General features: G+C 69.0%; 18 protein-coding genes and 1 pseudogene. 4 read left to right on the top strand and 15 right to left on the bottom strand.

Annotated elements, in window-relative coordinates; translation table 11 throughout:
* Positions 1–51: 51 nt before the first annotated feature.
* Positions 52–545: pseudogene (locus tag ACF1B9_RS22210) on the bottom strand (response regulator transcription factor).
* Positions 546–1,170: 625 nt separating this feature from the next.
* Positions 1,171–3,291 carry a type IIA DNA topoisomerase subunit B gene (locus ACF1B9_RS22205; protein WP_376211849.1) on the bottom strand — a complete coding sequence of 707 codons (2,121 nt, stop codon included), beginning with the start codon at positions 3,289–3,291 and terminating at the stop codon, positions 1,171–1,173.
* Positions 3,292–3,727: 436 nt separating this feature from the next.
* Here ACF1B9_RS22205 and ACF1B9_RS22200 point away from each other — a divergent pair, with 436 nt between their 5' ends.
* Positions 3,728–3,958 (top strand): hypothetical protein, encoded by a 231-nt coding sequence (locus ACF1B9_RS22200; protein WP_283854449.1) that lies wholly within the window; start codon positions 3,728–3,730, stop codon positions 3,956–3,958.
* Between the two features lie 103 nt (positions 3,959–4,061).
* On the opposite strand, the gene ACF1B9_RS22195 is transcribed toward ACF1B9_RS22200, so the two are convergent.
* The 6 genes from ACF1B9_RS22195 to ACF1B9_RS22170 all read right to left on the bottom strand — a co-directional run bounded on the left by ACF1B9_RS22195 (position 4,062) and on the right by ACF1B9_RS22170 (position 12,392).
* A complete protein-coding gene (locus tag ACF1B9_RS22195; RefSeq protein ID WP_391743200.1) occupies positions 4,062–4,892 on the bottom strand; it encodes a S1 family peptidase in 831 nt (276 codons plus the stop codon).
* Positions 4,893–5,094: 202 nt separating this feature from the next.
* Positions 5,095–6,642 carry an RNA polymerase sigma factor gene (locus tag ACF1B9_RS22190; RefSeq protein WP_391743199.1) on the bottom strand — a complete coding sequence of 516 codons (1,548 nt, stop codon included), beginning with the start codon at positions 6,640–6,642 and terminating at the stop codon, positions 5,095–5,097.
* A 324-nt stretch (positions 6,643–6,966) separates the two neighbouring features.
* Positions 6,967–7,854 (bottom strand): FadR/GntR family transcriptional regulator, encoded by an 888-nt coding sequence (locus ACF1B9_RS22185; RefSeq protein WP_351075127.1) that lies wholly within the window; start codon positions 7,852–7,854, stop codon positions 6,967–6,969.
* 160 nt (positions 7,855–8,014) lie between these two features.
* Positions 8,015–9,775, bottom strand: coding sequence for an ATP-binding cassette domain-containing protein (locus tag ACF1B9_RS22180; RefSeq protein WP_391743198.1), 1,761 nt, complete (start codon positions 9,773–9,775; stop codon positions 8,015–8,017).
* Positions 9,776–9,887: 112 nt separating this feature from the next.
* Positions 9,888–10,652, bottom strand: coding sequence for an NUDIX domain-containing protein (locus ACF1B9_RS22175; RefSeq protein WP_391743404.1), 765 nt, complete (start codon positions 10,650–10,652; stop codon positions 9,888–9,890).
* 441 nt (positions 10,653–11,093) lie between these two features.
* Positions 11,094–12,392 (bottom strand): DUF4192 domain-containing protein, encoded by a 1,299-nt coding sequence (locus tag ACF1B9_RS22170; RefSeq protein WP_391743197.1) that lies wholly within the window; start codon positions 12,390–12,392, stop codon positions 11,094–11,096.
* Between the two features lie 911 nt (positions 12,393–13,303).
* On the opposite strand from ACF1B9_RS22170, the gene ACF1B9_RS22165 reads away from it, so the two are divergent.
* Positions 13,304–14,074: an MBL fold metallo-hydrolase gene (locus ACF1B9_RS22165; RefSeq protein ID WP_391743196.1), complete on the top strand. Its 771-nt coding sequence runs from the start codon at positions 13,304–13,306 to the stop codon at positions 14,072–14,074.
* Positions 14,075–14,341: 267 nt separating this feature from the next.
* Here the strand turns inward: ACF1B9_RS22165 and ACF1B9_RS22160 are convergent, their stop codons facing one another.
* Positions 14,342–16,501, bottom strand: a complete 2,160-nt coding sequence (locus ACF1B9_RS22160; protein WP_391743195.1) for a RecQ family ATP-dependent DNA helicase — start codon at positions 16,499–16,501, stop codon at positions 14,342–14,344.
* A gap of 542 nt (positions 16,502–17,043) precedes the next feature.
* Between ACF1B9_RS22160 and ACF1B9_RS22155 the strand changes: the two genes are divergently transcribed.
* A complete protein-coding gene (locus ACF1B9_RS22155; protein ID WP_391743194.1) occupies positions 17,044–17,682 on the top strand; it encodes a hypothetical protein in 639 nt (212 codons plus the stop codon).
* 67 nt (positions 17,683–17,749) lie between these two features.
* Here ACF1B9_RS22155 and ACF1B9_RS22150 read toward each other — a convergent pair whose 3' ends face one another.
* The 3 genes from ACF1B9_RS22150 to ACF1B9_RS22140 form a co-directional block, all read right to left on the bottom strand.
* Entirely contained in the window at positions 17,750–18,364 is a 615-nt protein-coding gene (locus ACF1B9_RS22150) for a hypothetical protein (protein ID WP_391743193.1), read from the bottom strand.
* A gap of 60 nt (positions 18,365–18,424) precedes the next feature.
* On the bottom strand, positions 18,425–19,135 hold the full coding sequence (locus ACF1B9_RS22145) for a ribonuclease HII (RefSeq protein ID WP_391743192.1): 711 nt from the start codon (positions 19,133–19,135) through the stop codon (positions 18,425–18,427).
* 337 nt (positions 19,136–19,472) lie between these two features.
* Positions 19,473–21,104: a DUF4153 domain-containing protein gene (locus ACF1B9_RS22140; protein WP_391743191.1), complete on the bottom strand. Its 1,632-nt coding sequence runs from the start codon at positions 21,102–21,104 to the stop codon at positions 19,473–19,475.
* Here ACF1B9_RS22140 and ACF1B9_RS22135 point away from each other — a divergent pair.
* On the top strand, positions 21,103–21,231 hold the full coding sequence (locus ACF1B9_RS22135; protein WP_391743190.1) for a hypothetical protein: 129 nt from the start codon (positions 21,103–21,105) through the stop codon (positions 21,229–21,231). The two genes, ACF1B9_RS22140 and ACF1B9_RS22135, sit on opposite strands and share 2 nt — an antisense overlap.
* A 236-nt stretch (positions 21,232–21,467) precedes the next feature.
* Here the strand turns inward: ACF1B9_RS22135 and ACF1B9_RS22130 are convergent, their stop codons facing one another.
* From ACF1B9_RS22130 to ACF1B9_RS22120, 3 genes are all read right to left on the bottom strand, one after another.
* Positions 21,468–22,370 (bottom strand): ADP-ribosylglycohydrolase family protein, encoded by a 903-nt coding sequence (locus tag ACF1B9_RS22130; RefSeq protein ID WP_376272412.1) that lies wholly within the window; start codon positions 22,368–22,370, stop codon positions 21,468–21,470.
* Between the two features lie 12 nt (positions 22,371–22,382).
* Positions 22,383–23,042: a histidine phosphatase family protein gene (locus tag ACF1B9_RS22125; protein WP_351075142.1), complete on the bottom strand. Its 660-nt coding sequence runs from the start codon at positions 23,040–23,042 to the stop codon at positions 22,383–22,385.
* A 13-nt stretch (positions 23,043–23,055) separates the two neighbouring features.
* Positions 23,056–23,653, bottom strand: a 598-nt coding sequence (locus ACF1B9_RS22120) for an IS200/IS605 family accessory protein TnpB-related protein (RefSeq protein WP_391795933.1), incomplete at its 5' end; no start/stop codon positions are given.

Here is a 23,653-nt window from a genome sequence, read left to right as displayed (position 1 = left end):
ATGGGCAGATGGGGAAGATCCCGGGCACTTCATTCGGTCGTCTTCACCTCTTCAGGTGAAGGCTGACCCGGGCGGCTGTGCGAGGCCCCGAACGTACGCGTAGCGAACGGCCTGTGCCCGATCGCGCACGCCGGCCTTGGCGAAGAGATTGTTGATGTGACTCTTCACGGTCGCTTGCGAAATGTGCAGCCTGCGGGCGATCTCCGGATGGGACAGCCCCTCCGCAATCAGGACCAGCACTTCGAGTTCACGTGGCGTCAGACCGTCGGGAAACTGCGGCTCGGGGGCCGGGCCGGGCGGCGGGGTTGCGTGGTGACGCGCTCCAGAAGGCGGCGCTGGACAGAAGGCGAGAGTCCGGCCTCGCCCGACAGCACGGCCTGAATGGCCCGCACGATCTCATCGCCTCCGGCGTCCTTGGTGAGGTAACCCCGGGCCCCTGCCTGCAGCGCGGGAACCACCTCGATTCCGGGCAGCAGCCCCAACAGCATCACGATTCCCTCGCGCACCACCGACTGGTCATCGGCAACCACGACCCGCGCGTTCACGCGGGCACCCGCAGACTCACCACGAAACCCTCCTCCCCGGGACCGGCCGGCAGCAACCGCGCAACCACACCACAGGATCACCGCGGGCACACCTGCGCCGGCCTGTTGCGCCCCGAATGCCGCCGCCATCAGCAGCGCCAGGAGTCCGAGCGAAGGCCACAGCCGGTGTTCCAGGCTGGCCCGGAAGAAGGCCCACGCGGCGACCGCACAGCCCACGACGCACACCAGCCCGAGGGCCACCTCCCAGGGGCCGAACCGTCCGCTGGTGAAAGTGCCCCACAGCATGCCCGTGAGCAGAGCGACCCGGACGGACCAGGCGATCACCGCGCGCGGGCGGGTGCGACGCCCCCGGCGAGAGGGCTTCACGGGACGGCCAGGCCGTCCAGGTCGTGCGCGTCACACGCGGTCCTTCCACACCGGCCGCGACGGCTCACCGCCCCCGACCTGGCTGTTTCCGTAGCGTCGAAGGCGTTCAACCTTCTCGCGTCTCGGAGGCAGCCATGTCCGGGCCGTCAACATCCTGGTGATCGTCGCCGTCGTCGTTGTCGTGATCTGCCAGTGATCGGCTCAGGGGTCGATCGCGGGTGGAGTCGCCGTCTCCACCCCCGGGTGGAGACGGCATCGCTCAGGCGTCGATGCGCGAGCGGTCCAGGGTGGCGGCCGAGCTGGTGATGAATTCCTTGCGCGGCGCCACCTCATTGCCCATCAGCAGGTCGAAGACCTGCTCGGACGATTCCAGATCGCCGATGTTGATCCGCCGCAGGGTGCGGTGCCGGGGGTCCATCGTGGTCTCTGCCAGTTGGTCGGCGTCCATCTCGCCCAGCCCCTTGTAGCGCTGGATCGACTCCTTGTACCGGATGTTCTTCCGCTGGAGCTCCAGCAGCCGCTGGCGCAGCTCGTTGTCGGAGTACGTGTAGATGTACTTGTCCTGGCCCTTCTTGGGCTGGACCAGCTCGATCCGGTGCAGCGGGGGTACCGCGGCGAAGACCCGGCCCGCCTCGACCATGGGCCGCATGTAGCGCTGGAAAAGCGTCAGCAGCAGAATGCGGATGTGCGCGCCGTCGACATCGGCGTCCACGAGCAGGACGATCTTCCCGTAGCGAGCGGCGTCGATGTCGAAGGTGCGCCCCGACCCGGCTCCTATGACCTGGATGATCGCCCCGCACTCGGCGTTCTTCAGCATGTCCGAGACGGATGCCTTCTGGACGTTGAGGATCTTGCCCCGGATCGGCAGCAGCGCCTGGAATTCGCTGTTCCGGGCGAGTTTGGCCGTACCGAGCGCGGAGTCGCCCTCGACGATGAAGAGTTCGCTGCGGTCCACGTCGTCGCTGCGGCAATCGGCGAGCTTGGCCGGCAGCGAGGAGGACTCCAACGCTGTCTTGCGGCGTTGCGCGTCCTTGTGCTGGCGGGCCGCGATACGGGTCCGTGCGGCCGCGACGGCCTTGTCCAGGACCGCCCTGGCCTGGGCCTTGGCATCGCGCTTCGTCGAGGTCAGGAATGCCTTCAGTTCCTTGGCCACGACATTGGCGACGATCCGATTGGCCGCCGAGGTGCCGAGCACCTCCTTGGTCTGGCCCTCGAACTGCGGCTCCGCCAGCCGCACGGTGACGACAGCGGTGAGGCCCTCCAGCGCGTCGTCCTTGACGATGTCGTCCTCGGCGACGCGGAGCAGCTTGGCGGAGCGCAGCGCCTCATTGACCGTCTTGGTCACGGAGCGTTCGAATCCGGTCACATGCGTGCCGCCCTTGGGGGTGGCGATGATGTTGACGAAGGACTTGAGGTTGGTGTCGTACCCGGTGCCCCAGCGCAGGGCGATGTCGACGGCGAGTTCACGGGTGACCTCCGTCGCCGTCATGTGCCCGCGCTCGTCCAGGACCGGCACGGTCTCCTTGAACGTGCCCTGGCCGGTCAGGCGCAGAACGTCGCAGACCGCCTTGTCCTGGGCGAGGTACTCGCAGAATTCACTGATTCCGCCGTCGAAACGGAAGGTCTCCTCGGTCTTGCCCTCGCCGTCGAGACCCCGTTCGTCGCGGACGACGATCGTGAGCCCAGGGACGAGGAAGGCAGTCTGCCGGGCCCGCTGGTGGAGCGTCTCCAGGTTGAGTTTGGCGTCCTTGAGGAAGATCTGCCGGTCCGCCCAGTAACGCACCCTGGTACCGGTGCGCGCCTTGGGCACCCTCTTGCCCTTGAGCAGGCCGTTGGCCGGGTCGAACGGACTGTCCGGCCCCTGCTCGGTGAAGATCCCGGGCACTCCGCGCCGGAAGCTGATCGAATGGGTCGCGCTGTTGCGGTCGACCTCGACGTCGAGCCGGGCGGAGAGCGCGTTGACCACGGAGGCGCCCACTCCGTGCAGACCACCCGACGCCGCGTAGGAGCCGCCGCCGAACTTTCCGCCGGCGTGCAGCTTGGTCATCACGACTTCGACGCCGGACAGCCCCGTCTTGGGCTCGACGTCGACCGGGATGCCGCGCCCGTTGTCCCGGACCTCCACGGATTGGTCGTCGTGGAGGATGACCTCGATGTGATCGCAGTAGCCGCCGAGAGCTTCGTCGACGGAGTTGTCGATGATCTCCCAGAGGCAGTGCATGAGACCGCGGCTGTCGGTGGATCCGATGTACATCCCGGGACGCTTGCGAACCGCTTCGAGCCCCTCGAGTACGAGCAGGTGCCGCGCGGTGTAGTTGGAACCGTCTCGGTCTGCTCCGGTCAGCAGCGCAGTGGACGGCACGGACGTATCGGCGGTCACGCGGTTCGCTCCTCGCTGAATTTCATTTGGGGCCCAGGTGGGTATCGGGCTCGGCTTCGGTCGCCGCTGAGAGGGTACCGAGGCCTGGTAGAGCGGTTGTAACGCCACCCTCCGAGAACCCTCACACTAGTCCAGCCTCGCATACACGTTCGATCCCTCGCAGGAGTGACGCGCACATCACGTTCCCTTCCAGGCATGAACCATTTAGGCTCCGGGCACGTCCTCATGAACAAACCGGCAAGCCGGCCGGGAGGATCCACCAACGACAAGCAACGCGAAACCGTAGCGCTACGCAATACGGCACATTCGCCGCCAACCGGCAACAAACAGCCATCTTGAGAAGAAGTTTCGAAGAAAAGCCACGAGCGGGAACGTTTTCGGCCTGGTTGGATGTTGACCCTGGTACGACAGCTCGTCGAGCTAGAGAAGAGGCGACGTGACTACTGTTCTGACCCCCGCGAGCCCGCTGACCGCAGCAGACCGCTGCGACCGTTGCGGCGCCCAGGCATATCTGCGCGTCGTCCTGATCAGCGGCGGTGAACTGCTCTTCTGCGCCCACCACGGTCGCAAGTTCGAGCCGGAACTCAAGAAGATCGCCGCGGAAATACAGGATGAGACGGACCGGCTGACGGCCGTACAGGCCCAAGCCACCGAAGAGGAACACTGACACCTCGCATCCACGACGAGCCTGGGGCAGGTCCCGGACCGGCCGACGGGCGGCTTCCCGAAGAGGGAAGCCGCCCGTTCTCGTAGCTGCGCGACGATGCCGTTCAGCCACCACCCGGCATCCAGCCGATCGCGGCGGAGATCCGCGTGTAGACACCCGGGCTCCCCATCCGAGCGCAACCGTTCCCCCAGGACACCAGCCCGATGAGCCGCCCACCGGCCACCAGCGGCCCTCCGCTGTCGCCCTGGCATGCGTCATACCGACCCAGCAGTTCGCCCGCGCAGAGCATCGCTGAGGGGTTGTACGTGCCGTCCCTGCCCCCCGGGTAGGCCTGCGCGCAGAGACTGTCCGGCAAAACGCTCACCTTGGCGGAGTGAAGGGACGACGCGTAGTCACCGTTGCCGGTCGTGTCACCCCAGCCGTAGACGACGGCGCCGGTGCCCGGCGTGTACCCCGCGTCACCGGACTCGGCCATCGGGACCACGCTCTTCGCAGGCAACGAGTCGGCCAGAGTGAGCACCGCCAGGTCTCCCGCGTTCGTGACGGGGTCGAATCCTGGGTTGCTCCATGCCTTCTGCACCGCGATCTCCTTGCCGTCGGCCCCGAGCAGGGAGTCCCGGCCGGTGATGACCCGAAGATCGCGCACTTTGCCGAACTCGACACCGAGAGCCTCCCGGCTCAGGCAGTGCGCAGCGGTCAACACCTTCTTCGGTCCCACGACGACGCCCCCACAGAACTGGCCTGCGCGTTTGCCGCCGAACCGGTCGCGGCTGGACAGCGCCACGACCCAGGGACTGTCCTTGACGTGCGCCGGCTCACCACCGATGACGACGTTGTTCGCAACGGCCTGAGCAGGGGATCCGAGCGGTATCACGGCCGTGGCGGCAACCAGGGCGAACACCCCGGCCATGACACGGAAGACGGTACGGGACATGCGCACTCCTGACTCTGTGGTGAACCATCACCACCCAGAGTCATCCCACTCGTCATTCACCGCACCCCCAGATAGGCCGAGGGCCGGGCTCCCCCATGGGAACCCGGCCCTCCGCGCGTACTTTCTGCGGCCCAGGATCTCTCGTTTGGATCAGGCCGGGCTCACATGCCCCGGTGTCGCGCCCCGATCCAAACGGAAATCCCTAGTCGAGGTAGTCGCGCAACACCTGGGAACGCGACGGGTGGCGCAGTTTCGACATGGTCTTCGACTCGATCTGACGGATGCGCTCACGCGTCACCCCGTAGACCTTGCCGATCTCGTCCAGCGTCTTCGGCTGGCCGTCGGTGAGACCGAAGCGCATCGAGACCACGCCCGCCTCACGCTCGGAGAGCGTGTCGAGCACCGAGTGCAGCTGCTCCTGGAGGAGCGTGAAGCTGACCGCGTCGGCCGGCACGACCGCCTCGGAGTCCTCGATCAGGTCACCGAACTCGCTGTCTCCGTCCTCACCCAGCGGGGTGTGGAGGGAAATCGGCTCACGACCGTATTTCTGGACCTCGATGACCTTCTCGGGGGTCATGTCGAGTTCCTTCGCCAGCTCCTCCGGCGTGGGCTCGCGGCCCAGGTCCTGGAGCATCTGACGCTGCACACGGGCGAGCTTGTTGATGACCTCGACCATGTGCACCGGGATACGGATGGTGCGGGCCTGGTCGGCCATGGCGCGGGTGATCGCCTGACGGATCCACCAGGTGGCGTACGTGGAGAACTTGTAGCCCTTGGTGTAGTCGAACTTCTCGACCGCGCGGATCAGACCGAGGTTGCCTTCCTGGATCAGGTCCAGGAAGAGCATGCCGCGGCCGGTGTAGCGCTTGGCCAGCGAAACCACGAGACGGAGGTTGGCCTCCAGAAGGTGGTTCTTGGCTCGGCGGCCGTCCTCGGCGATGATCTCCAGCTCGCGCTTGAGCTTCGGCGCGAGCTTGTCCGAATTCGCCAGCTTGTCCTCGGCGAACAGACCGGCCTCGATGCGCTTGGCGAGCTCGACCTCCTGCTCCGCGTTGAGGAGGGGAACCTTGCCGATCTGTTTCAGGTAGTCCTTGACCGGGTCGGCGGTGGCGCCGGCGACGGCGACCTGCTGCGCGGGAGCGTCGTCCTCGTCGTCGTCGGAGAGGACGAAACCCTTGTTCTCGCCCTCGGCCTCCTCTTCCTCGCCCTTGCCGGCCTTTACTTCCTCGGCCGCCTCGTCGCCGTCGAGGAGCTCGTCGTCCGACTTTCCGGACTTCTTCGTTGCTGTCTTCTTGGCCGCCGTCTTCTTCACGGCGGTCTTCTTTGCGGCCGTCTTCTTGGCTGCTGCCTTCTTCGCAGGGCCGGTCGCGGCAGCGTCCTCAGCCACCACGTCCACGGTCTCTGCCGACGGGGCGGCAGTGGTCGCGACGGTCCTGGTCACGGTCGTCTTGGCCGCGACAGTCTTGGTGGCGGTGCGCTTGACCGGGCTCTTTGCTGCGACGCTCTTGCGGGCACGCTTCGACGGCTCCGCGGCACTGACCATCAGCGTCACACCCTCTTCCTCGAGGATCTGGTTGAGGCTGCGCAGAACATTCTTCCACTGGGTTGGCGGAATCTGGTCAGCCTCGAAGGCCCGACGCACGTCATCGCCGGCGATCTGCCCATCAGCCTTTCCCCGCTCGATGAGCGCCATCACAGACTCGGACTCGGCGATCTCCGGCGGGAGCGTACGGGATGTGCTGGCCGACACGAACAACCTCTCGGAACGATGGAAACGGCTTCCGGCCCGGCCCTGGAGAGGGCTGGAGCCGACGACCGTCGGGCTGGGAATGTACCGACGGCGCGGGTTTGGCCTCAGAACTGCACAGCGCACTGAACGGCTGCTGTATTCCTTCCGTGGCGGTCACCTCTTAAGTCATCGCACTGTTTCGAGGAGTGTTACGCCCAATCCGCGTGGCCCGAGTCACACCTCATTTGCGACGAACGTGACCAGGAGTGCCATCCCACCACAATTGTGCCGCCGGACCGCCTGGGCCCGGCGACACGTGGTTCGTACACCCTGGCCGTGCTGCGCTCAGTGCTCGCGGGGCGCGGGCACCACCCGCTCCACCTCGGGGTGGACGACGAGCAGTTGACGCATGGCCGCCTCGGCGCCCGCCGAGTCACCGGACGCGAGGGCGTCGACGATTCGCGCATGGTGACCGAGGGATGCCTCAGTGGGACGGTCGCAGCCCGTGACGGTGCCGCCGGAGACCTGCAGGGCCGCGGAAACGATGCCGGAGAGGTGCTCGAGCATGCGATTGCCAGCCGCCTGAATGAGCAGGGAATGGAATTCCACATCGGCCCTGGAGCAGGTGATCCCGTCACCCTGCCCGAGTGCATGCCCCATGATCTCGACCATGTCACCCAGGCGCTGCTGGATGTCCTCGCGGCCATGACCTGCGGCGAGACGGGCAGCGAGCGGCTCGATCGTCCATCGGAGCTCCCCCAGTTCGCGACGCTGGTCCTCGCGCTGAGGGCCGAAGGCGCGCCATTCGATGATGTCGGGGTCCAGCAGATTCCAGTCACTGACCGGGCGGACCCGGGTACCCACGTTGGGCCGGGCGCTGACCAGGCCCTTGGCCTCAAGGACGCGCAGCGATTCGCGTACGACGGTGCGGGAGACCTCGAAACGCTGGCCGATCTCCTCCGGCACCAGAGGACGGTCGGCGCCCAGGTCGCCGGAGACGATCATCTGACCCAACTGCTGAACGAGTTGGCCGTGGAGGCCGCGGCCACGACTGGCCGAGCCCCGCCGACCCGCCCGGCCGAGCTCGGCATCGGGGCCGTCCCAGGAACGAAGAGGGGCGCGCTCGCCGGCCGGCGCCTCCGCGTACGGGTAGCGATCGAGTTCACCCGGGCCGGCGAGGCCGGAATCGGCGGAGCGGGCGGCGGTCATCATGGTGTGCGCAAGGGTACTCACGCATCCTTTGTCGGCGCGGCTCGCCCGGCCCTTGAGGTCTTTGGTGAAAAGCACACGAAAGGGTGATCGGCACCCACCCCCCAATTGACGCCTTATTGGTGGAAATCGGGCGACTTCCGGGAAGTTGCGGGGCTGCGAGCGCTCGATCACCGCGCCGCGATCACCAACGGACCCTGCTGCGAAGGCTGGTGAACAGATACGCACAGATCAGGACCGACAACGACAGTGACAGTGCGGTCCCCACGGGGTGCGTCACCACGCGCACGACGACCGCCACCCATCGGTCCGTCTCGTGCGGCCAGCGCGGCCACATCAGCTCTCGAAGCCGGCCCGGAAGGCCGTCGATCGGACGAGAGACCGATCCCGTCAGCACGTTCTGGACAAGCGGAACAACGAGCACGGGAATGGCCAGCACCGCGGCGACGCCCGCCGTCGCCACTCTGAAGACGCCGGCAGCCAGGAGACCCGCCCAGGCGCAGCCCACGGTCAGCCCTCCCCAACTTGCACCCATGGCTACCGGATTCGGCGGAATCCGCAGCAGATCGTCGCCATAGACCAGGTGGAGAGCTTCGGCGGCGGCCAGCACGACAGCCAGGGCGAGCACCAGGGCGACGCCCGCCGATACCAGCAGCTTGGCGAGGAGGAGTCCCAGGCGGCGGGGGACGGAGCCTCGGCCCGCCGCGAGAGCGGGGTAGCGGAATTCGTCGCCGAACGAGATGGCGCCGAGCACTCCTGCGCCGATTGCCGCAGGGGGCAACGGCAGCGATGACGGCCACGCCGCCAGCACCTTCGGCAGCTGAGCGTGGCCGGAGCGGGCGAGGAGGACGGAGAGCCCGACCGAGGCGACAAGAACGGCGGCCATGACCAACGTTGCCGTTCTGACCCCGAGGAGGCGACGGAGTTCGTACCGCAGGGGCCGGAGCGGGCTGCGGGCCGGGCGGCGTCGGATCGACGGCAGCGGTTCCGCGCCGGACGCACGCGCGGCAGGCTGCGGTGCGGCTTCCTTCTCGCCGTGAGCATGGTCCGCGGGGGTCGTGGCGCCTGCGGGACCGGTGTCGGCCACCTCGTCGGCGAGTTGATGCACCGGGAGCCCGTGCCGGAACGCCGCGTCGCCGATCTCCGCACAGGTAGAGCCGTACACGGAGAGGCGGCCGCTCGCTTCGGTGACCACCTCGACCGAGCGTCTGGCCGCTCGGGCCTCGCGACCGACGACGGCAGCGAGGCGGGCCGCGTGCGGGGTCCGTACCACGACCCGGGGACGGAGGCGAGTCCGGGAGAAGTCGTCGGCGCTCTGGTCCGCGACGAGGCGTCCGTGCTCGATGGTGACCACGCGGTCGGCGGCTCGCGCGGCCTCCTTGGGGTCGGCCGTGGTGTAGAGAACGGTCCCGCCCCGGCCCGCATGGGAGTGCAGCAGCTCATGCACCCAGTACTCCTCGCGCGGAGAGAGGCCTTCTGCGGGGTCGTCGAGGACCAGCGTGTGCGGGTCACCGAGCAGCGCCGAAGCGAGGGCGAGCAGGCGGTCCATGCCGAGGGAGAGCGTGCCGATGCGGTGGTCCCGGAGTCCGGCGAGACCGACGGCTTCGAGCAATTCGTCGGCCCGGGACGCCGGCACGCCTGCGGCGGCGCAGAGCATGCGGAGCTGGCCTCGGACGGTGCGGGCGGGGTGACCCGGCACATCCCCGAGGAGTACGCCCACCTCACGCGCCGGGTGGCGGATGCGGTGCAACGGTCTGCCCCGGAAGTAGGTGACCCCCCGGCCCGAGTCGAGTTCGAGCATCAGGCGGAGAGCCGCGGTCTTGCCCGAACCGGGAGCCCCCAGAAGTGCGGTGACGTGGCCGGGCCGGGCTTCGAAGGTGAGGTCGTCCACGGCGACCGGAAGGCCGCGGCGGGGGGAGCTGGTGAGTCCGATGGCCTGGAGCATCGCTTCTCTCGCGGGAGGTGAGACCGCTCGGCGGCAGGGCGGGTACCGCAGCAAGATAACGCGACATATCCGACTTTTTGCGCAGCACTGACCTTACGAGTGTTCCGTGAGGTCAGACTTCCGGCCTCAGCATCGGCGGGTTGAGGACCGTGGCCGCTCCGGCACGGAAGAGCTGGGCGGGACGGCCGCCCTGTCGCGTGGTCGTCCCGCCCGCGGGCACGAGGAATCCGGGGGTTCCTGTCACCTTGCGGTGAAAGTTCCGCGGGTCGAGGACCACGCCCCATACCGCCTCGTACACCCTCCGAAGCTCACCGACCGTGAACGCCGGCGGGCAGAAAGCGGTGGCCAGAGAGGAGTACTCGATCTTGGAACGCGCCCGTTCGACACCGTCGGCAAGAATCTGCGCGTGATCGAAGGCCAGCGGAGCCTGATTTTCGCCCTCATGGCCTACCCCGCCCTCCGGGCCGAGCAGATCCCCCACCGGCGCCCAACGCGCACTGTTCGCGTCGCCGCCCGCCCGTGGGGCCGGCAGGTCGGGGGCCAGAGCGAGGTGAGCAACGCTCACCACCCTCATCCGAGGGTCGCGCCCGGGGTCGCCGTAGGTGGCCAACTGTTCCAGATGGGCGCCATGGCCCACTGCCGGCGCGGCCGGATCCTGGGCACACAGCCCGGTCTCCTCGACGAGTTCACGCGCTGCCGCGGCCCCGAGATCCTCATCGGCTTTGACGAACCCGCCGGGCAGTGCCCATCGCCCCTGGAAGGGCGGCTCACCGCGGCGAACCACCAGCGCACAGAGCGCATGGCGGCGCACCGTGAGCACAACCAGGTCGACGGTGACAGCGAAGGGCGGGAAGGTCGACGGGTCGTAGGGCGGCATGCGGTGATCATAGTCGTCTGCCTGACGATAAACACTCCCTTCGCCATGCTCTTCGGCCCGACCGCCTTCGCCGTGCTCGTCGCGCTGCTCGGCGCCGTACTCGTCGTCCGTCAAGGCGCCGGATTCCTCGTCGGGGCCCGACGTCGTTGCCCGACGGAAGCGTCCGGAGGGCGGATCCCCGGCCCGAGCGCCGCTGCGACGCGGGGCGGGATGTTCGGCGCCCCCAGCGCTCACTGGCCGGGAATCCCCGGACGCCGACCAGCGGCCTGGAGATCACCGAGTCCGTGCACACTCCTGGACTCCTCCTGAGCCGTCCCCCACGGTGCAGGGAACGAACGTCGGCCTTCTCTCGCAACCGTCGCTCCCCGCGCGGTGCGGATCAGGGGGTTCTCCCTGTCGGAACGCTGATCAGACGTGTCGCGGAGCGGCGAGGCGCGGAGATCAACGACCGTCCCTGGATCCGCGGCGGCCGGGAGAGGCCTGCCCGGGCCGCCGTCGGGCAGCAGCTGTACCGGGTCGGGCGGAGCCGGATGGAGTCTTCCTCGGCCGCGTGGCGGTCCGGCGTACCGTGCGAGGCCGTGTGCTCCGGTCCGTGCGTTGGACTCGCCGGATCGTCCGGGCACGGCGTTCCCCTCGGAGACAACGGCGAAGCGTCTCCGGATCGAGCCCCTGGTTGCACGCCTCGTGGAGAAGTTGAGCAAAGGTGTACCCGGGGTCCACGCGCAGGGCGAGCCCCAGCGCGACCCGTGCGGCCGGCTCGTCCCCCGTCGACCAGGAGACCCACTCTGCCAAGGTCAGCGGCGCCGCGGCGTGCTCCTCGTACGGTGCGACGCAGCGACGGGACAGCGCCTGCCAGAGCCGCAACGCGGAGCCTGCTTCCGGCCCTTCCATCCATTCGGCGGCCTTGTCGCGGGTGTCCCGGTCCTGCAGCCCGAGGATCACCGTGGCGGCCTCGTCGTGACTGATCAACCGGTCGTCATCGAAGTCCGAGGCGGATGGCACCACGACCGGCGCCTCGCTGAGCCGTTTCATGAGCCTCCGGGCAAGCCCCAAGGTCTCCCGGGCCACGTCCCTGCGTCCCACCTCGTCCAAGATCTTCGGCATCAGCTCGGCCCCGGCCGAGTCGAGAGCCCGTTGCTGCTCCGCAGCGGCCGGGGTGCGCAGAGGCATGAGCCTGGCTTCCATCTCCCGCAGCGTTCCGCGCACTTGAATACCCGCGTATGCGGCGGCGGCCGCCATCACCGAGGTGCCGGGCAAGGCCAATGGGTTCCCTTCGGCCGGACAGCAGCGCTCATCCGGGCAGCAGTACGACCAGTACCGGCCGTCCGAGATGCAGAGTGCTTCGAGAACGGGCACGTCGAGCGCGCCGCACGCTGTCCGCAGACGCTGGGCGAGGGGCCGGAGCCGCTCCATGATCCGACTGCTGCTCTCGCCTTCGGCAGGATCCTGGCAGAGAAAGACGACGATCGCGTCAGGACGCTGTCCTCGCCGCTCGCTCCCCTTGATCAGACACTCGGCGAGCTGCTCGGCGACGGGTGGCCATTCCTGCGGTGACTGTGGGATGCCGAGCCTGAGCCGCCCGCCGAAACGACCTCGGCCACCGTGCAGGGCGACCATGACCACGCTGTCGTTCGGGTGGAACCCCATGAGGTACGGGAGGGCGTCGGCGAGCTCGGCAGGGCCCCGCAGGGTGATCTGCTGCTCTTCGACCGGACCGTTGGTTTCGTCGTGCTGGTTCATGGCATGACCGTCCCGCGAGCGGCCCCTTTCCGCGACCCCTGTGGATAAAGTTATCCACAGGGGTCGCGAGGTCGTTGGCGGTTTGTCGTAGCCATCGGGTTGCATGGGGGCACACGGTCCAGGCCGAGGTGGCGGCCGGGGAGGTGGATGTGCTGTTGGTCAGCCCGGAGACCCTGTCTTGTCCACACACGGTCTCTGTCCGTTGTTCAGGGCTCCTGCGGCTTTTTCATTTGAGCGCCGACCCGGGTGACCAGTTCAGAAAGTGTGGGCAGGCGTGTGACCGATCGCTGAAGGGCGGCCGCTGCCGGCTCATGACTCGGGACAGAGTGCCGTGCTCCGTGTTGGCCCCGCGCAGGGGTGTGCCCGGCGGCGGCATCGGCTTCGGTGATGGGCGCCGCCAGGCATCCCACCAGGATGGCAGGCGGCACTGACACTGCGGTCGGCGACCGGTACGGGAGCGCCCGGATGCGGTGGAGCGGGTTCCTGTCCGGCGGCAGCGGCTGGGGGAGTTCTTCCTCCAGCCGACGCGGCGATGTCGCGGGGAACCGCAGGAGGACGGCCAGTCGCGTGTCGAGGGCTTGGCTGCGGGTTTCGATCAGAGCGTCCCCTTCGAGACCAGCCGGTTGCGGATCGAGCCCGGAGACGGGTTGCTGCTCTACACCGACGGACCTTCCTCGACCTCCCCACCGGAGCGCCCCTCGGCGTGGGGACGCGATGACGTCGTGCCAGTCGCCGCCCATTCCGCAGATGGTGGAGGCGGGCTGGTAGCGGCAGGCGATGTCTCACCTCGGCCTGGCAGCACAGCCGCGGGGCGCGCAGCAGCAGACGGCAACCCGGCGCTCAGCCGCACAGCGCCGTTTCACGGGAGAGACGTCACTGCTTATGGATCAAGTGTTCTATAGACTCCCCGGATGGCCAGCGATCTTCTCCGTCTCACCGTCCTGGGGTCTGCGACGCCCTATGCGAGCGTGGACAACCCGTGCTCCGGCTATCTGGTGTCCAGCGGCGGCACTCGGGTCTGGGTGGATGCGGGCAGCGGGACGCTGGCGCAGTTGCAGCGGCACGTCCGGCTCGATGAGCTGGACGCGATCTGGATCTCGCACCTGCACGCTGATCACAGCGCGGATCTGCTCACCGCCTACTACGCGGCACTGTTCGCGGACATACAACTCGCCGCGCCCATCCCCCTGTTTGGGCCGCCAGGCATCGCCGCACGGCTCGTCCACTTCCTGACGAACACCTCGCAGAGCAGCCCGGTCGAGTCCGCCTTCGCCATTCATGAGCTGCACGACGGGAATCAGGCACGTGTCGGCGCACTCACCTTGACCAGCCGGGCGGTGGCGCACGGCATCCCGGCCTTCGCCGTACGCATCGAGGCCGCGAACCGATCGCTGGTCTACTCCGGAGACACAGCGCCGTGCGTGAACCTCACACAGCTGGCCGAGGGGTGCGATGTGCTGCTGTGCGAGGCCGAGAGCGCCCATGCGCCGGCCGAGGGCGAACAGGTGCACCACACGCCCGAAGACACCGGCGACACGGCCGACGCGGCCCGGGCAGGCCGTTTGATCGTCACCCACGTCGGCCGGTTCCTCACCCCGCAGCAGGCGGTGGCACGCGCCTCGGCCCGGTTCGACGGTCCCGTCGACCATGCCGCGCCCGGTGCCACCTTCTCGATCGGTTAGGGCGTCTCGTTTGAATCACGGCGGGCTCACGTCCGCGCCGAGCCGACGGGATCCGGCACCGGGTGCTGGGATTGCGGTGGCAAGTTCACGAAGGCGGCCGCAGACCCCGGCCGCTGATGCGGGGCGGTTGTCGGGATCCTTGGCAAGGGGGCCAGGACGAGGTCGTCATGAGCGGCGGGGACGCCGGGCCGGGGACGTGCTTCGGCGTCGTCACCCCCGAACTCGGCACGCCGAGCTGTGGTTCGTCGGGCACGAGCACGGGACATCTCAGCCAGCCGCAGCGAGGACCAACGGAAGGACTTGTTCGCTGCCTGCCTGGCGCAGCAGGCGGGCAGCGACTGCGAGGGTCCAGCCGGACTCGGTGGAGTCGTCCACGAGCAGGACGGGACCCGGAGAACTCGCCAGGGCATCAGCCAGCTCCTCGGAGACAGCGAAGCTGCCGGACAGCGCCCGGAGGCGTTGGGCGGAGTTGCTTCGGCGTGCCGCGTGCGCGCCGCTCGGGTCGGTGTACGTCAGGGTGCCCAGAAAGGGGAGGCGGCCGGTGGTCGCGATTCCCCGGGCGAGGGAGCCCACCAACTGGGGTCGGGTCAGGGACGGTACAGCGACCACTCCCACCGGCCGGGCCGAGGCGTCCGGGACGTTCGGTGCCCAACCGCCCGAGGAGCGTGCCCAGTCGGCGAGGACCGCCACCGCGGCCCGCAGTACGTCGTCGGGGACCGGACCGTCGGGCGTGTTCTCGGCCAGCAGCGGACGCAGCCGGTTGCCCCAGCCGATGTCCGAGAGCCGTCCGAGGGCCCGCCCCGTGGAACACAGCTCCTTGGCCGGAATGCGCCCCTTGAGGTCGATGCCCAGTGCGGGCATCCCCGTCGGCCACATCCGGCGCGGCTCGACCTCCACCCCCGGGCGGTCCAGTTCCTTCGTCGCCCCCGTCAACGTCTCCGTCGAGACAGCGGGATCGGCCCAGGCTCCCGCGCAGTTGTCGCAACGACCGCACGGGGCGGCGCCCTCGTCGTCCAGCTGTCGGCGCAGGAACTCCATCCGGCACTGGGACGTGCTCGCGTAATCGCGCATGGCCTGCTGCTCGGCAGCTCGCTGCCGAGCCACCCACGCGTAACGTTCGGCCTCGTACACCCACTCGGTTCCCGTGGCGGTCCAGCCGCCCTTCACCCGCTTGACCGCGCCATCGACATCGAGCACCTTCAGCATCGACTCCAGTCGGCTGCGCCGAAGATCCACCGCCGCCTCCAGGGCCGGCACTGACAGCGGCCGTCCCGCACCGGCGAGGGCCGAGAGGGTCTGACGGACCTGTGCCTCGGGCGGGAAGGCCGTATCGGCGAAGTAACGCCAGATGGCCTCGTCCTCCTTGCCCGGCAGCAGCAGGACATCGGCGTGCTCGACCCCGCGGCCGGCGCGGCCCACCTGCTGGTAGTAGGCGATCGGCGAGGACGGCGAACCCAGATGCACCACGAAACCCAGGTCCGGCTTGTCGTAGCCCATACCCAGCGCCGATGTCGCGACCAGTGCCTTCACCCGGTTCTCCTGCAGGTCGACCTCGGCCTGCAGCCGGTCCGCGTTCTCCGTCTTCCCCGTGTACGAGGCCACGCGGAAGCCGCGCTGACGCAGAAAGGCGGTGGCCTCCTCGGCCGCGGCGACAGTGAGGGTGTAGATGATTCCGGAACCCTGCAGATCGTCCAGGTGCTCGGCGAGCCAGGCCAGGCGGTGCGCGGCGTCCGGCAGCTGGACCACACCCAGCCGCAGACTCTCCCTGTCCAGCCGGCCGCGCAGCACCAGGGCCTCGCCGGCACCGGTGCCCAGCTGCTCGGCCACATCCGCGGTGACCCGCGCGTTGGCGGTCGCCGTGGTGGCCAGCACCGGCACGCCGGCGGGCAGCTCGGTCAGCATCGCCCGCAGTCGCCGGTAGTCGGGGCGGAAGTCGTGGCCCCAGTCGGAGATGCAGTGCGCCTCGTCGACCACGAGCAGACCGGTCGTGGCCGCGAGCTCGGGCAGCACCTGATCGCGGAAATCAACAGAATTGAGGCGTTCCGGACTCACGAGGAGAACATCGGTCTCACCGCGCTCGACCTCCCCGTAGATCGTCTCCCATTCCTCCGGGTTGGCCGAGTTGATGGTCCGCGCGTGGATGCCGGCCCGCGCCGCCGACTCGACCTGGTTGCGCATCAGTGCCAGCAGCGGCGAGATGATCACCGTCGGGCCGGCGCCACGCCGGCGCAGCAGAGCGGTGGCCACGAAGTACACCGCCGACTTGCCCCAACCCGTGCGCTGTACCACCAGCGCACGACGGCGCTGCTCCACCAGAGCCGCCACCGCCTGCCACTGGTCCTCCCGGAGCCGTGCCGAACCGCTCGGGTCACCGACGAGTTCGGCGAGAACGGCATCGGCTTCGGTGCGGAGCTCCAGGTTGTCCATGCCCCCATGCAACCCGATGGCAAGGACAATCGACCAATTCACCCCCCGTGACAGTTTGATCACAAAGGGTGCCGACCACGCATCGATCACGGCCCGCAGACCGGGGCGCTCGGCCACGCCCCTCACCGATGGTTGCGTCCATGCAGGTCAGGACGCCAGTTCCACTCGGAGCCCGACGCCTTCCCGGTTCGGCGACCGAGCGGCTCAACCATCCCGAATTCCGGGGCCGGTTCCTGCCCCGGCTTGCCGCGGCGACCGGGGCTGCGGCTGTTGCACCGACACCGCGTCGGCGGTGTTTCCGCTGGTACCGGCCGTTCGGACGGGACGGGAGGCGTTACCCGGGCACGGCGTGGGCAGGGATATCAGAGTCATTTCCCCTGATACCCGTCAGCTGTGCCAATTGCTCGTTGCCGCCCGCCGATACGCCAGGAAGAATTGGGCTCGCTCCCCGCACGGTCCTTTCGCGGCCCGGAAGGGCTGTGCCGCGGTGCGCCCCCACCCGACCTTGCCCGCACCGTGGGCGCGTATGCGAAGGGAGGACCGTGACCTTCGGATTCGCTCCGTCCGCAGACACTCCGATGCCGACGTCTTCGGCGTCCACCGAATCCGCCAACCGCCTGGCCCGGCTGCTGGAACCGGCCGAGTGGGCAGAGGCGGGCATACCCCTGTTGCGCAGCCCGCGCGAGGTCGTCAGCGGCCTGCACGCCCGCCACCGACCGACGCCGACAACCGCTGTCGTCGCCGTACTCGACCACGAGGAACGCCTCGCGGCCAGTGCCTCGTTCGCGCGCCGCTCCATGACCGCGGACGGCTGGGAGTTCCGCAACGCGTTGCTGTCGAATCTGCGCCGGGTCATCCCGCACGACCTCCGCCGCCGCACTCCCGTCCGTACCGCCGTACTGCTCTACTGCCGTGAGGGCGACGAGCGTTGGACGGAGGAGGACGGCGCGTGGATGTGGGGCCTGCGGGACGCCTGCACATTGCACGGCCTGCGGTGCGGCTCGTACATCACACTCACCCGCGGCGGCTGGCAGGTGCTGGGCGAGGGCCGGGGCGGACGTCGGCCCGACTCCACATCGCAGCCGTCCGCCCTCGCCGACACGACACTCGGCCGCGATTCCGTGCCACAGCGCACAGGCGGCGGCGCCGCTCAGGCGCAACGGCGGACCGCGGCACGCTGACCGGTGGTCGCGGGCCCGGCCGCCCCATCGGGCAGCCGGGTCACCACGCTTCGGGGTGTCCTGCGGTTCAGACGCCGGCGCCGAGCACCGCGTTGATCGTCTGAGGGTCCCCGCAGACGATCAACAGGGCTCCGGCACGTTCACGGGCACCGGACAGCGCGTCGGCGACCGTGTCGCCGCCGTTGACGGCGACGACGACGACGGGCCGCAGCCCGAGCCGGTCCGAGGCTGCGGCACCGGCGAAGAAGACGTCGTCGCCGGCTTCGTGCTGCGCCCAGTAGGCGGCGTCACCGAAGGAGAGTTCATGCAGGGCCCACGGGTGCTGCTCTCCGGTGGTCAGCACCAGGATGTCGCCCGGTGCGCGCCCGGATTCGAGCAGCAGATCCACCGCTTCGTCGGCGGCGTCGAGAGCACCGGCGACAGAGGCGGGAATGAGCTGGATCTGCGGCGCGGAACGATTCTCCGGCCGGGCCGGCTTCGACTGGCCGGGGGTGGGGTGCGGGCGCTGCGCCGGGGGCGCGGGCCTCGCGGGGCCGGGACCCGGACGACCGGGGCGCGGCGTGGCCGCTGAACGCGGACCGGGTACAGGACGGGGGGTCGGCGCGGTACGGCCTGCGGCCGGAGTGACGCGGGGACCCTGGGCGCTCTCGTGAATCTGAGGCTCCTCGGGGATGAGAGGCATGGGTGGTTGTCTATCAAACGCCGACACACGGGGCATCAGCGGGTGGGTACATGTGCGCGATCAGAAGTCGAAGCCGAGTTGGCCCCCGCTTTCCAGTGCAGCCGCCTCGGCGGAGAAACGGACCTTCTTGAGGTGCTGCCACCTGGGCAGCGCGTCCAGGTAGGACCACGAGAGACGGTGATGGGGCGTGGGCCCCCACTGCTCCAGCGCGGCCCTGTGCACAGGCGACGGATAACCCGCGTTGGCGTCGAAGGCGAAGGCGGCGTACTCACCGGAAACCGCGCCCAGTTCGGCCATCATCGTGTCCCGTCGCACCTTCGCGATCACCGAAGCCGCCGCGACCGCGATACAGGACTGGTCACCCTTGATCACCGTGCGGACCTGCCAGGGCTGTCCCAGGTAGTCGTGTTTGCCGTCGAGTATCACCGCGTCGGGACGCACCGGCAGGGCTTCGAGCGCGCGCACGGCGGCCAGCCGAAGCGCAGCCGTCATGCCCAGGTCGTCGATCTCCTGCGGAGAGGCGTCCCCCAGAGCGAACGCGGTGACCCAGCGCTCCAGCAACGGCGCCAGCTCCGCGCGGCGTTTGGGGCTGATCAGCTTGGAGTCGGTGAGTCCGGCGGGAGGTCTGCGAAGGCCGGTGACGGCCGCACACACGGTGACCGGTCCCGCCCACGCTCCGCGTCCGACCTCGTCGACACCGGCGACGGTCTTGGCACCAGTGGTAGCGCGCAGTGAGCGCTCGACGGTGTGCGTGGGTGGTTCGTACGGCATGGCGCCTGTCAGCGTACGCCGATGGGAACGCCGACAACACCCCGGGTCGCCCGACGACCGGCCGGGCCGCACACCGAGTCGCAGAACGGATTGCGACAAGATCGTGGACCGCGGCATTCCGCTTTTTGGAGGGCCACATGTCCGAAGCCTGAGGGCCATGGGTCCGAAGCACCGCGCATACGGGATGGTGATCACGAAGGGGTGTGCCGACGCCCCGAAGAGGCGGCCAGGATCACCGATCGAACACGCTCAGCATGCCGGATTCGTGAATCACGGAACGTGGCACATGCGGGCCGCCGCACATGGGCGCGGCCGCGCCTCTCCCGTTCCGCTCGCGTCAGTACGGGTCGTACGGATCGCCTTCGTCAGCACCGAAGCCGCCGCCTGTGCGCGAAGCCTGGCACACCCGCGCGAGATCGCCCGAACCCCGTTCTCCCAGAATGTCGCGGGCCCGCGCCTCGGACCAACTGGTGGCGTACCAAGGGGCGTCGGATGACCGCAGCGACCGATCGATCTCCATGAGGGCGCATGAGCGCAGTGGCTCCGGCAGTGCGTCCAGGGCAGGCACGGCGTCGGCCGAGAGGCGCTGTACGTAATCGATGTCGATGGAGTGGTCATCACGGTACCGCTGAACGTTCTGTTCGGCGATCAGGCCGTCGGGCGAGATCAGGCCGAACGTCAGCACGGCGACGGCCGCGCTCGCGGCGACGGCGCGTGGCAGCAGTCGGGCACCGAACACTCCGGCGATCATGATCAGGACGAGCACCACGCCCAGCCAGAGTTCGACCGCGGCCACGGATATGCGCAGCCGTGTCAGGCCGTACGCCTCCACGTACAGGTCCATGCGCCTCAGTGCGGAGGCCACGACGACAAGGGTGAGCAGACACAGCACGCCGAGCACGCTCCGTACGAGAGTGCGGTCACTCCCCTGTCCGCGGGGGGCCCGACGCAGGGCGAGCGCGATCACCAACAGCGTGAGGAGCGTGGCCCACAGCAGTTGCCAGAAGCCTTGCCGAGCGTATGGGGAGTAGCTGAGGTCGGTCTCGGCCATCACCTTGTCGTATCCGCCGAGCAGCACGGTGAGCTGGATGGTGATGAACGCGGCGAACAGCAGATTCAGCACAATGAGCGGCAGTGCCCATTCCAACCGCCCGCGCGCCCTCCCCGGAGGAACGGTGATGGCGTCCCAGCGCACCGGGGCGGCCGCCGTGTACGCGGCGGCGAGTGCGCCGACCAGGCCGATCACGAAGAGGAACGACCGCCAGGGGCTGTCGCCCACCGACACATCGGGGACGAGGCTGCCGAGCACATCGGCGAAGGCGGCATCGGCATTTGCGAAGAGTGCCCCGAACACGATGAGCAGAACCACAGCGACCGCAGTGGTGCGGAAGACGACGCCCCACCGGCCTCGGGAGTCCGCCATCCGTTCGCGCACGCCGCGCGCCCCCCAGGCCACACCCTCGGTGACGGAACTGAAGAGGCCCAGTGAGCCGAGCAGCACCCCTAGCCAGCCACGACTGCCGTGCAGAGCGAGCGAGCCCAGGGCGACAGCCGACACGACGGCGAGGAAGGTGGGCCATCCGGCGTCCCGAAGGGCCGGGACGACGAGGAGAGCCAGGCCACCGACCGCCCAGACAGCTGTCCACGGACGGAGGCGGCGACCGGCCGCCCGAGCGGCGAAGAAGGCCGCGAGCGCGGCGGGAACCGCGACGATCAACAGGTTCGAACCGAGGCCCTCACCCAGCAGCAGGGCGCTCAGTATCGCGGTGGCGAGCACGCAGCAGAGCGTCGCACTGCGGATGGTGGTCGGTTCGGCCGGGCGCAGCCGCGACAGCACCGAGGGCTGGGGGTTGCCGTGCTGCCAAGGGGTGGGGGGTGGCTGTTGTCCGCCCGGTTGCCTGCCGGTCGGCACCTTCTGCGGTTCCGGGGCGGCGCCGCGGGACTCCGGCAGTCGCCCCTTTGACGGCATGGACGACACAGCGGACGGAGCGGACGCGACCGGCCCTGACGTCCTGGGCCGCTCCGACGGCTCGGCCTGCCCCGACGGCTCGGGCCGCTCGGAGGCATCCTCCGGCCGGGGCGACTTCGATGGTTGATCGGACATGGGACCCCTCCCCCACCGGAATCCGCGCGCACGGCCGCTGGGCAGCACGGGGGCACCCCGGCGTCTCATTCGGTGCACGCCCGCAAGGATGATCACCATGGGCGGCGAGGCCGAAAGAGTAGCTTCCCCCTACGGTCACCGGCCGTGCGCGGAAGGGCTGTGGCAGTACCGTGACAGTCGGTGGTCCGGCTGACGCACCAGGACGACGGCGCTGTCGTCGCCCTCGTCCTACCGCAGCAGCCAGTCCGGCAGTTCCTCCGTCTGCGCCGACCAGTGGGCAGGTGGCGCGCCTGCGCTTCCCGCCGCCAGGATCCCGCCGACGATGGCACAGGTGGTGTCGACATCGCCGCCTGCCTGGGCCGTCACCCAGAAGGCCTGCTCGAAATCGCCGAGGCTTCGCGCCGCCGACCAGAGGGCGAACGGGACGGTGTCGTGTGCGCTGGTGCGCCTGCCGTTGCCGAGCACCGCGGCGACCGTTCCCGCGTCGCCGTAGTCGAGCATGTCGCGCGCCCGGCGCAGCCCGGCACCGACCGCGCTGCGCGGCACGAGCGCGATCACACCGTCGAGAAGCTCTGTCGGGGTGGGCGGTCCCGTGGTCGATGCCGCCAGTGAGGCCGCGCCCGCGACGGCCATCGCACCCACGACCGCCTCGCGGTGTTGGTGCGTGGTGTACGAAGAGATCTCGGCCTGGTGCGTGGCCTGCTCCGGGTCGTCCGCGTACCAGGCGCCGAGCGGCGCGATGCGCATCGCCGAGCCGTTGCCCCAGGAGCCCTGCCCCTTGAACAGCGCGGACGCCAGCTCCCGCCAGTCGCCGCCCTCCCGTACCAGCCTGAGCAGCCGGTTCACGGCAGGGCCGTATCCGCGGTCGAAGTCGTGGTGCTCGGCGAAGGAACGCGCGAGCGCGTCCTGGTCGATCCGCTCGTGCTCCGCCAGCACGGCCAGCACCGAGGACGCCATCTCGGTGTCGTCCGTCCACTGCCAGGGGCCGGGGGGAAGTTCGCGCCGCTTCAGCAGCGGGTAGTTCGCCGGCACGAAGAACTGGGAACCCAGCGCGTCTCCCACAGCCAGTCCACGCAAGCTGGCCAAGGCACGTTCGAGACGTTGATCGGTTGCAGAGTCAGCGGTTGTCATCGCCCTTCCACTCTATCCGGTGATGCCGTACGGCTCGGGTACGCGCCAGCGTTCGAACGGCCGGTCAAGGGTGTAGCGCCCGTCCTCGCCGAGGATCAGCGTTCTCGTCTCCCCGTTGCCCGGATTGGACAGCGACTCGAACTCGGCCACCGACCAGTGGAACCAGCGCATGCAGAACAACCGCATGGTCAGTCCGTGCGTGACCAGCAGCACGTTCGGCGGGTGGTCGGGGGCCTCGAAACTCCGGTGCAGACTCTCCAGGAAGGCGCCGACCCTGTCGTACACATCGGCCCCGGATTCTCCCTGCGCGAAGCGGTAGAAGAAGTGACCGTAAGCGTCCCGGTACGCCTTCTGCAGCCTCACGTCGTCCCGGTCCTGCCAGTTCCCCCAGTCCTGCTCCCTCAGCCGCGGCTCCTCCCGCACCCGCACCCGTTCAAGGTCGAGGCCGAAGGATCTGAACGTCTCGTGCGTGCGGCGATAGGGGGAGACGTACACGCTGACCCGCTCGCCGTCGAACATCTCGCGCAGCCGCACCCCCGTCTGCCTGGCCTGCCGCAGCCCGGCGGAGGTGAGCCTCAGCGCGTGGTCCGGCTCACGCTCGTACACCGTGTCGTCGACGTTGCCTTCGGACTCCCCGTGCCGGACGAGGACAATGCGTTGCGGTCGTGCCATGTACAGACCGTTCCTAATCAGTGAGCAGGAGTGAGTCTTGGACCCACTGCCCGGCACTGCGCGTATCCCGAACGGTTTTGGATGCGCTGGTCTCCCGCGTTCCGTGTTGTGTCCCTGTTCGGGCGCGTGCATCGTGTGCACGTTCCGTGACGGGTGGGCGGGTTTCCTCACGCCCTCGGGTGCCTGGTCCGGCCTGGGCGGTCCGATGCCCATGACGATCACTCCGGTCGTCGTGGGGCGGTGTCGTCCGTCGCCGGATCGGGTGTCCGAGGGCGCGTCGTCCGATCGCGATGCCGGCGGCATCGTGACGGGACATCTTGCGGCGGGGCGTCTGCATGGGCTGGCGCCAGTGCTGGTCTCCCCACATCGAGGTGTAGGCCGAGTCCACGGCCACGACGGACAGGCCGGTCTCGGCGGCCATGGAGACGAGCCGGGCCTTGAGCTTGCCGGTCGGGATGCCGGAGATGAGCTGACGGAACCGTTTCTTGCGGCCGTGCTTCTCGCGGGTCTTCTCGGCGGTGAAGTCCAGGTCCTCGATCGCGATCGCGTTGACGCCGCGGTCCTTCGCCCAGTGCAGGATCTGGGTGATGGCGTGCCGGATCTGCGCGTCC

Source organism: Streptomyces sp. NPDC014727 (assembly GCF_043083485.1).
GTDB lineage: Bacteria > Actinomycetota > Actinomycetes > Streptomycetales > Streptomycetaceae > Streptomyces.
The sequence above is the reverse complement of the archived record's forward strand: the minus strand, read 5'-3'. Positions and strand labels throughout refer to the sequence as shown.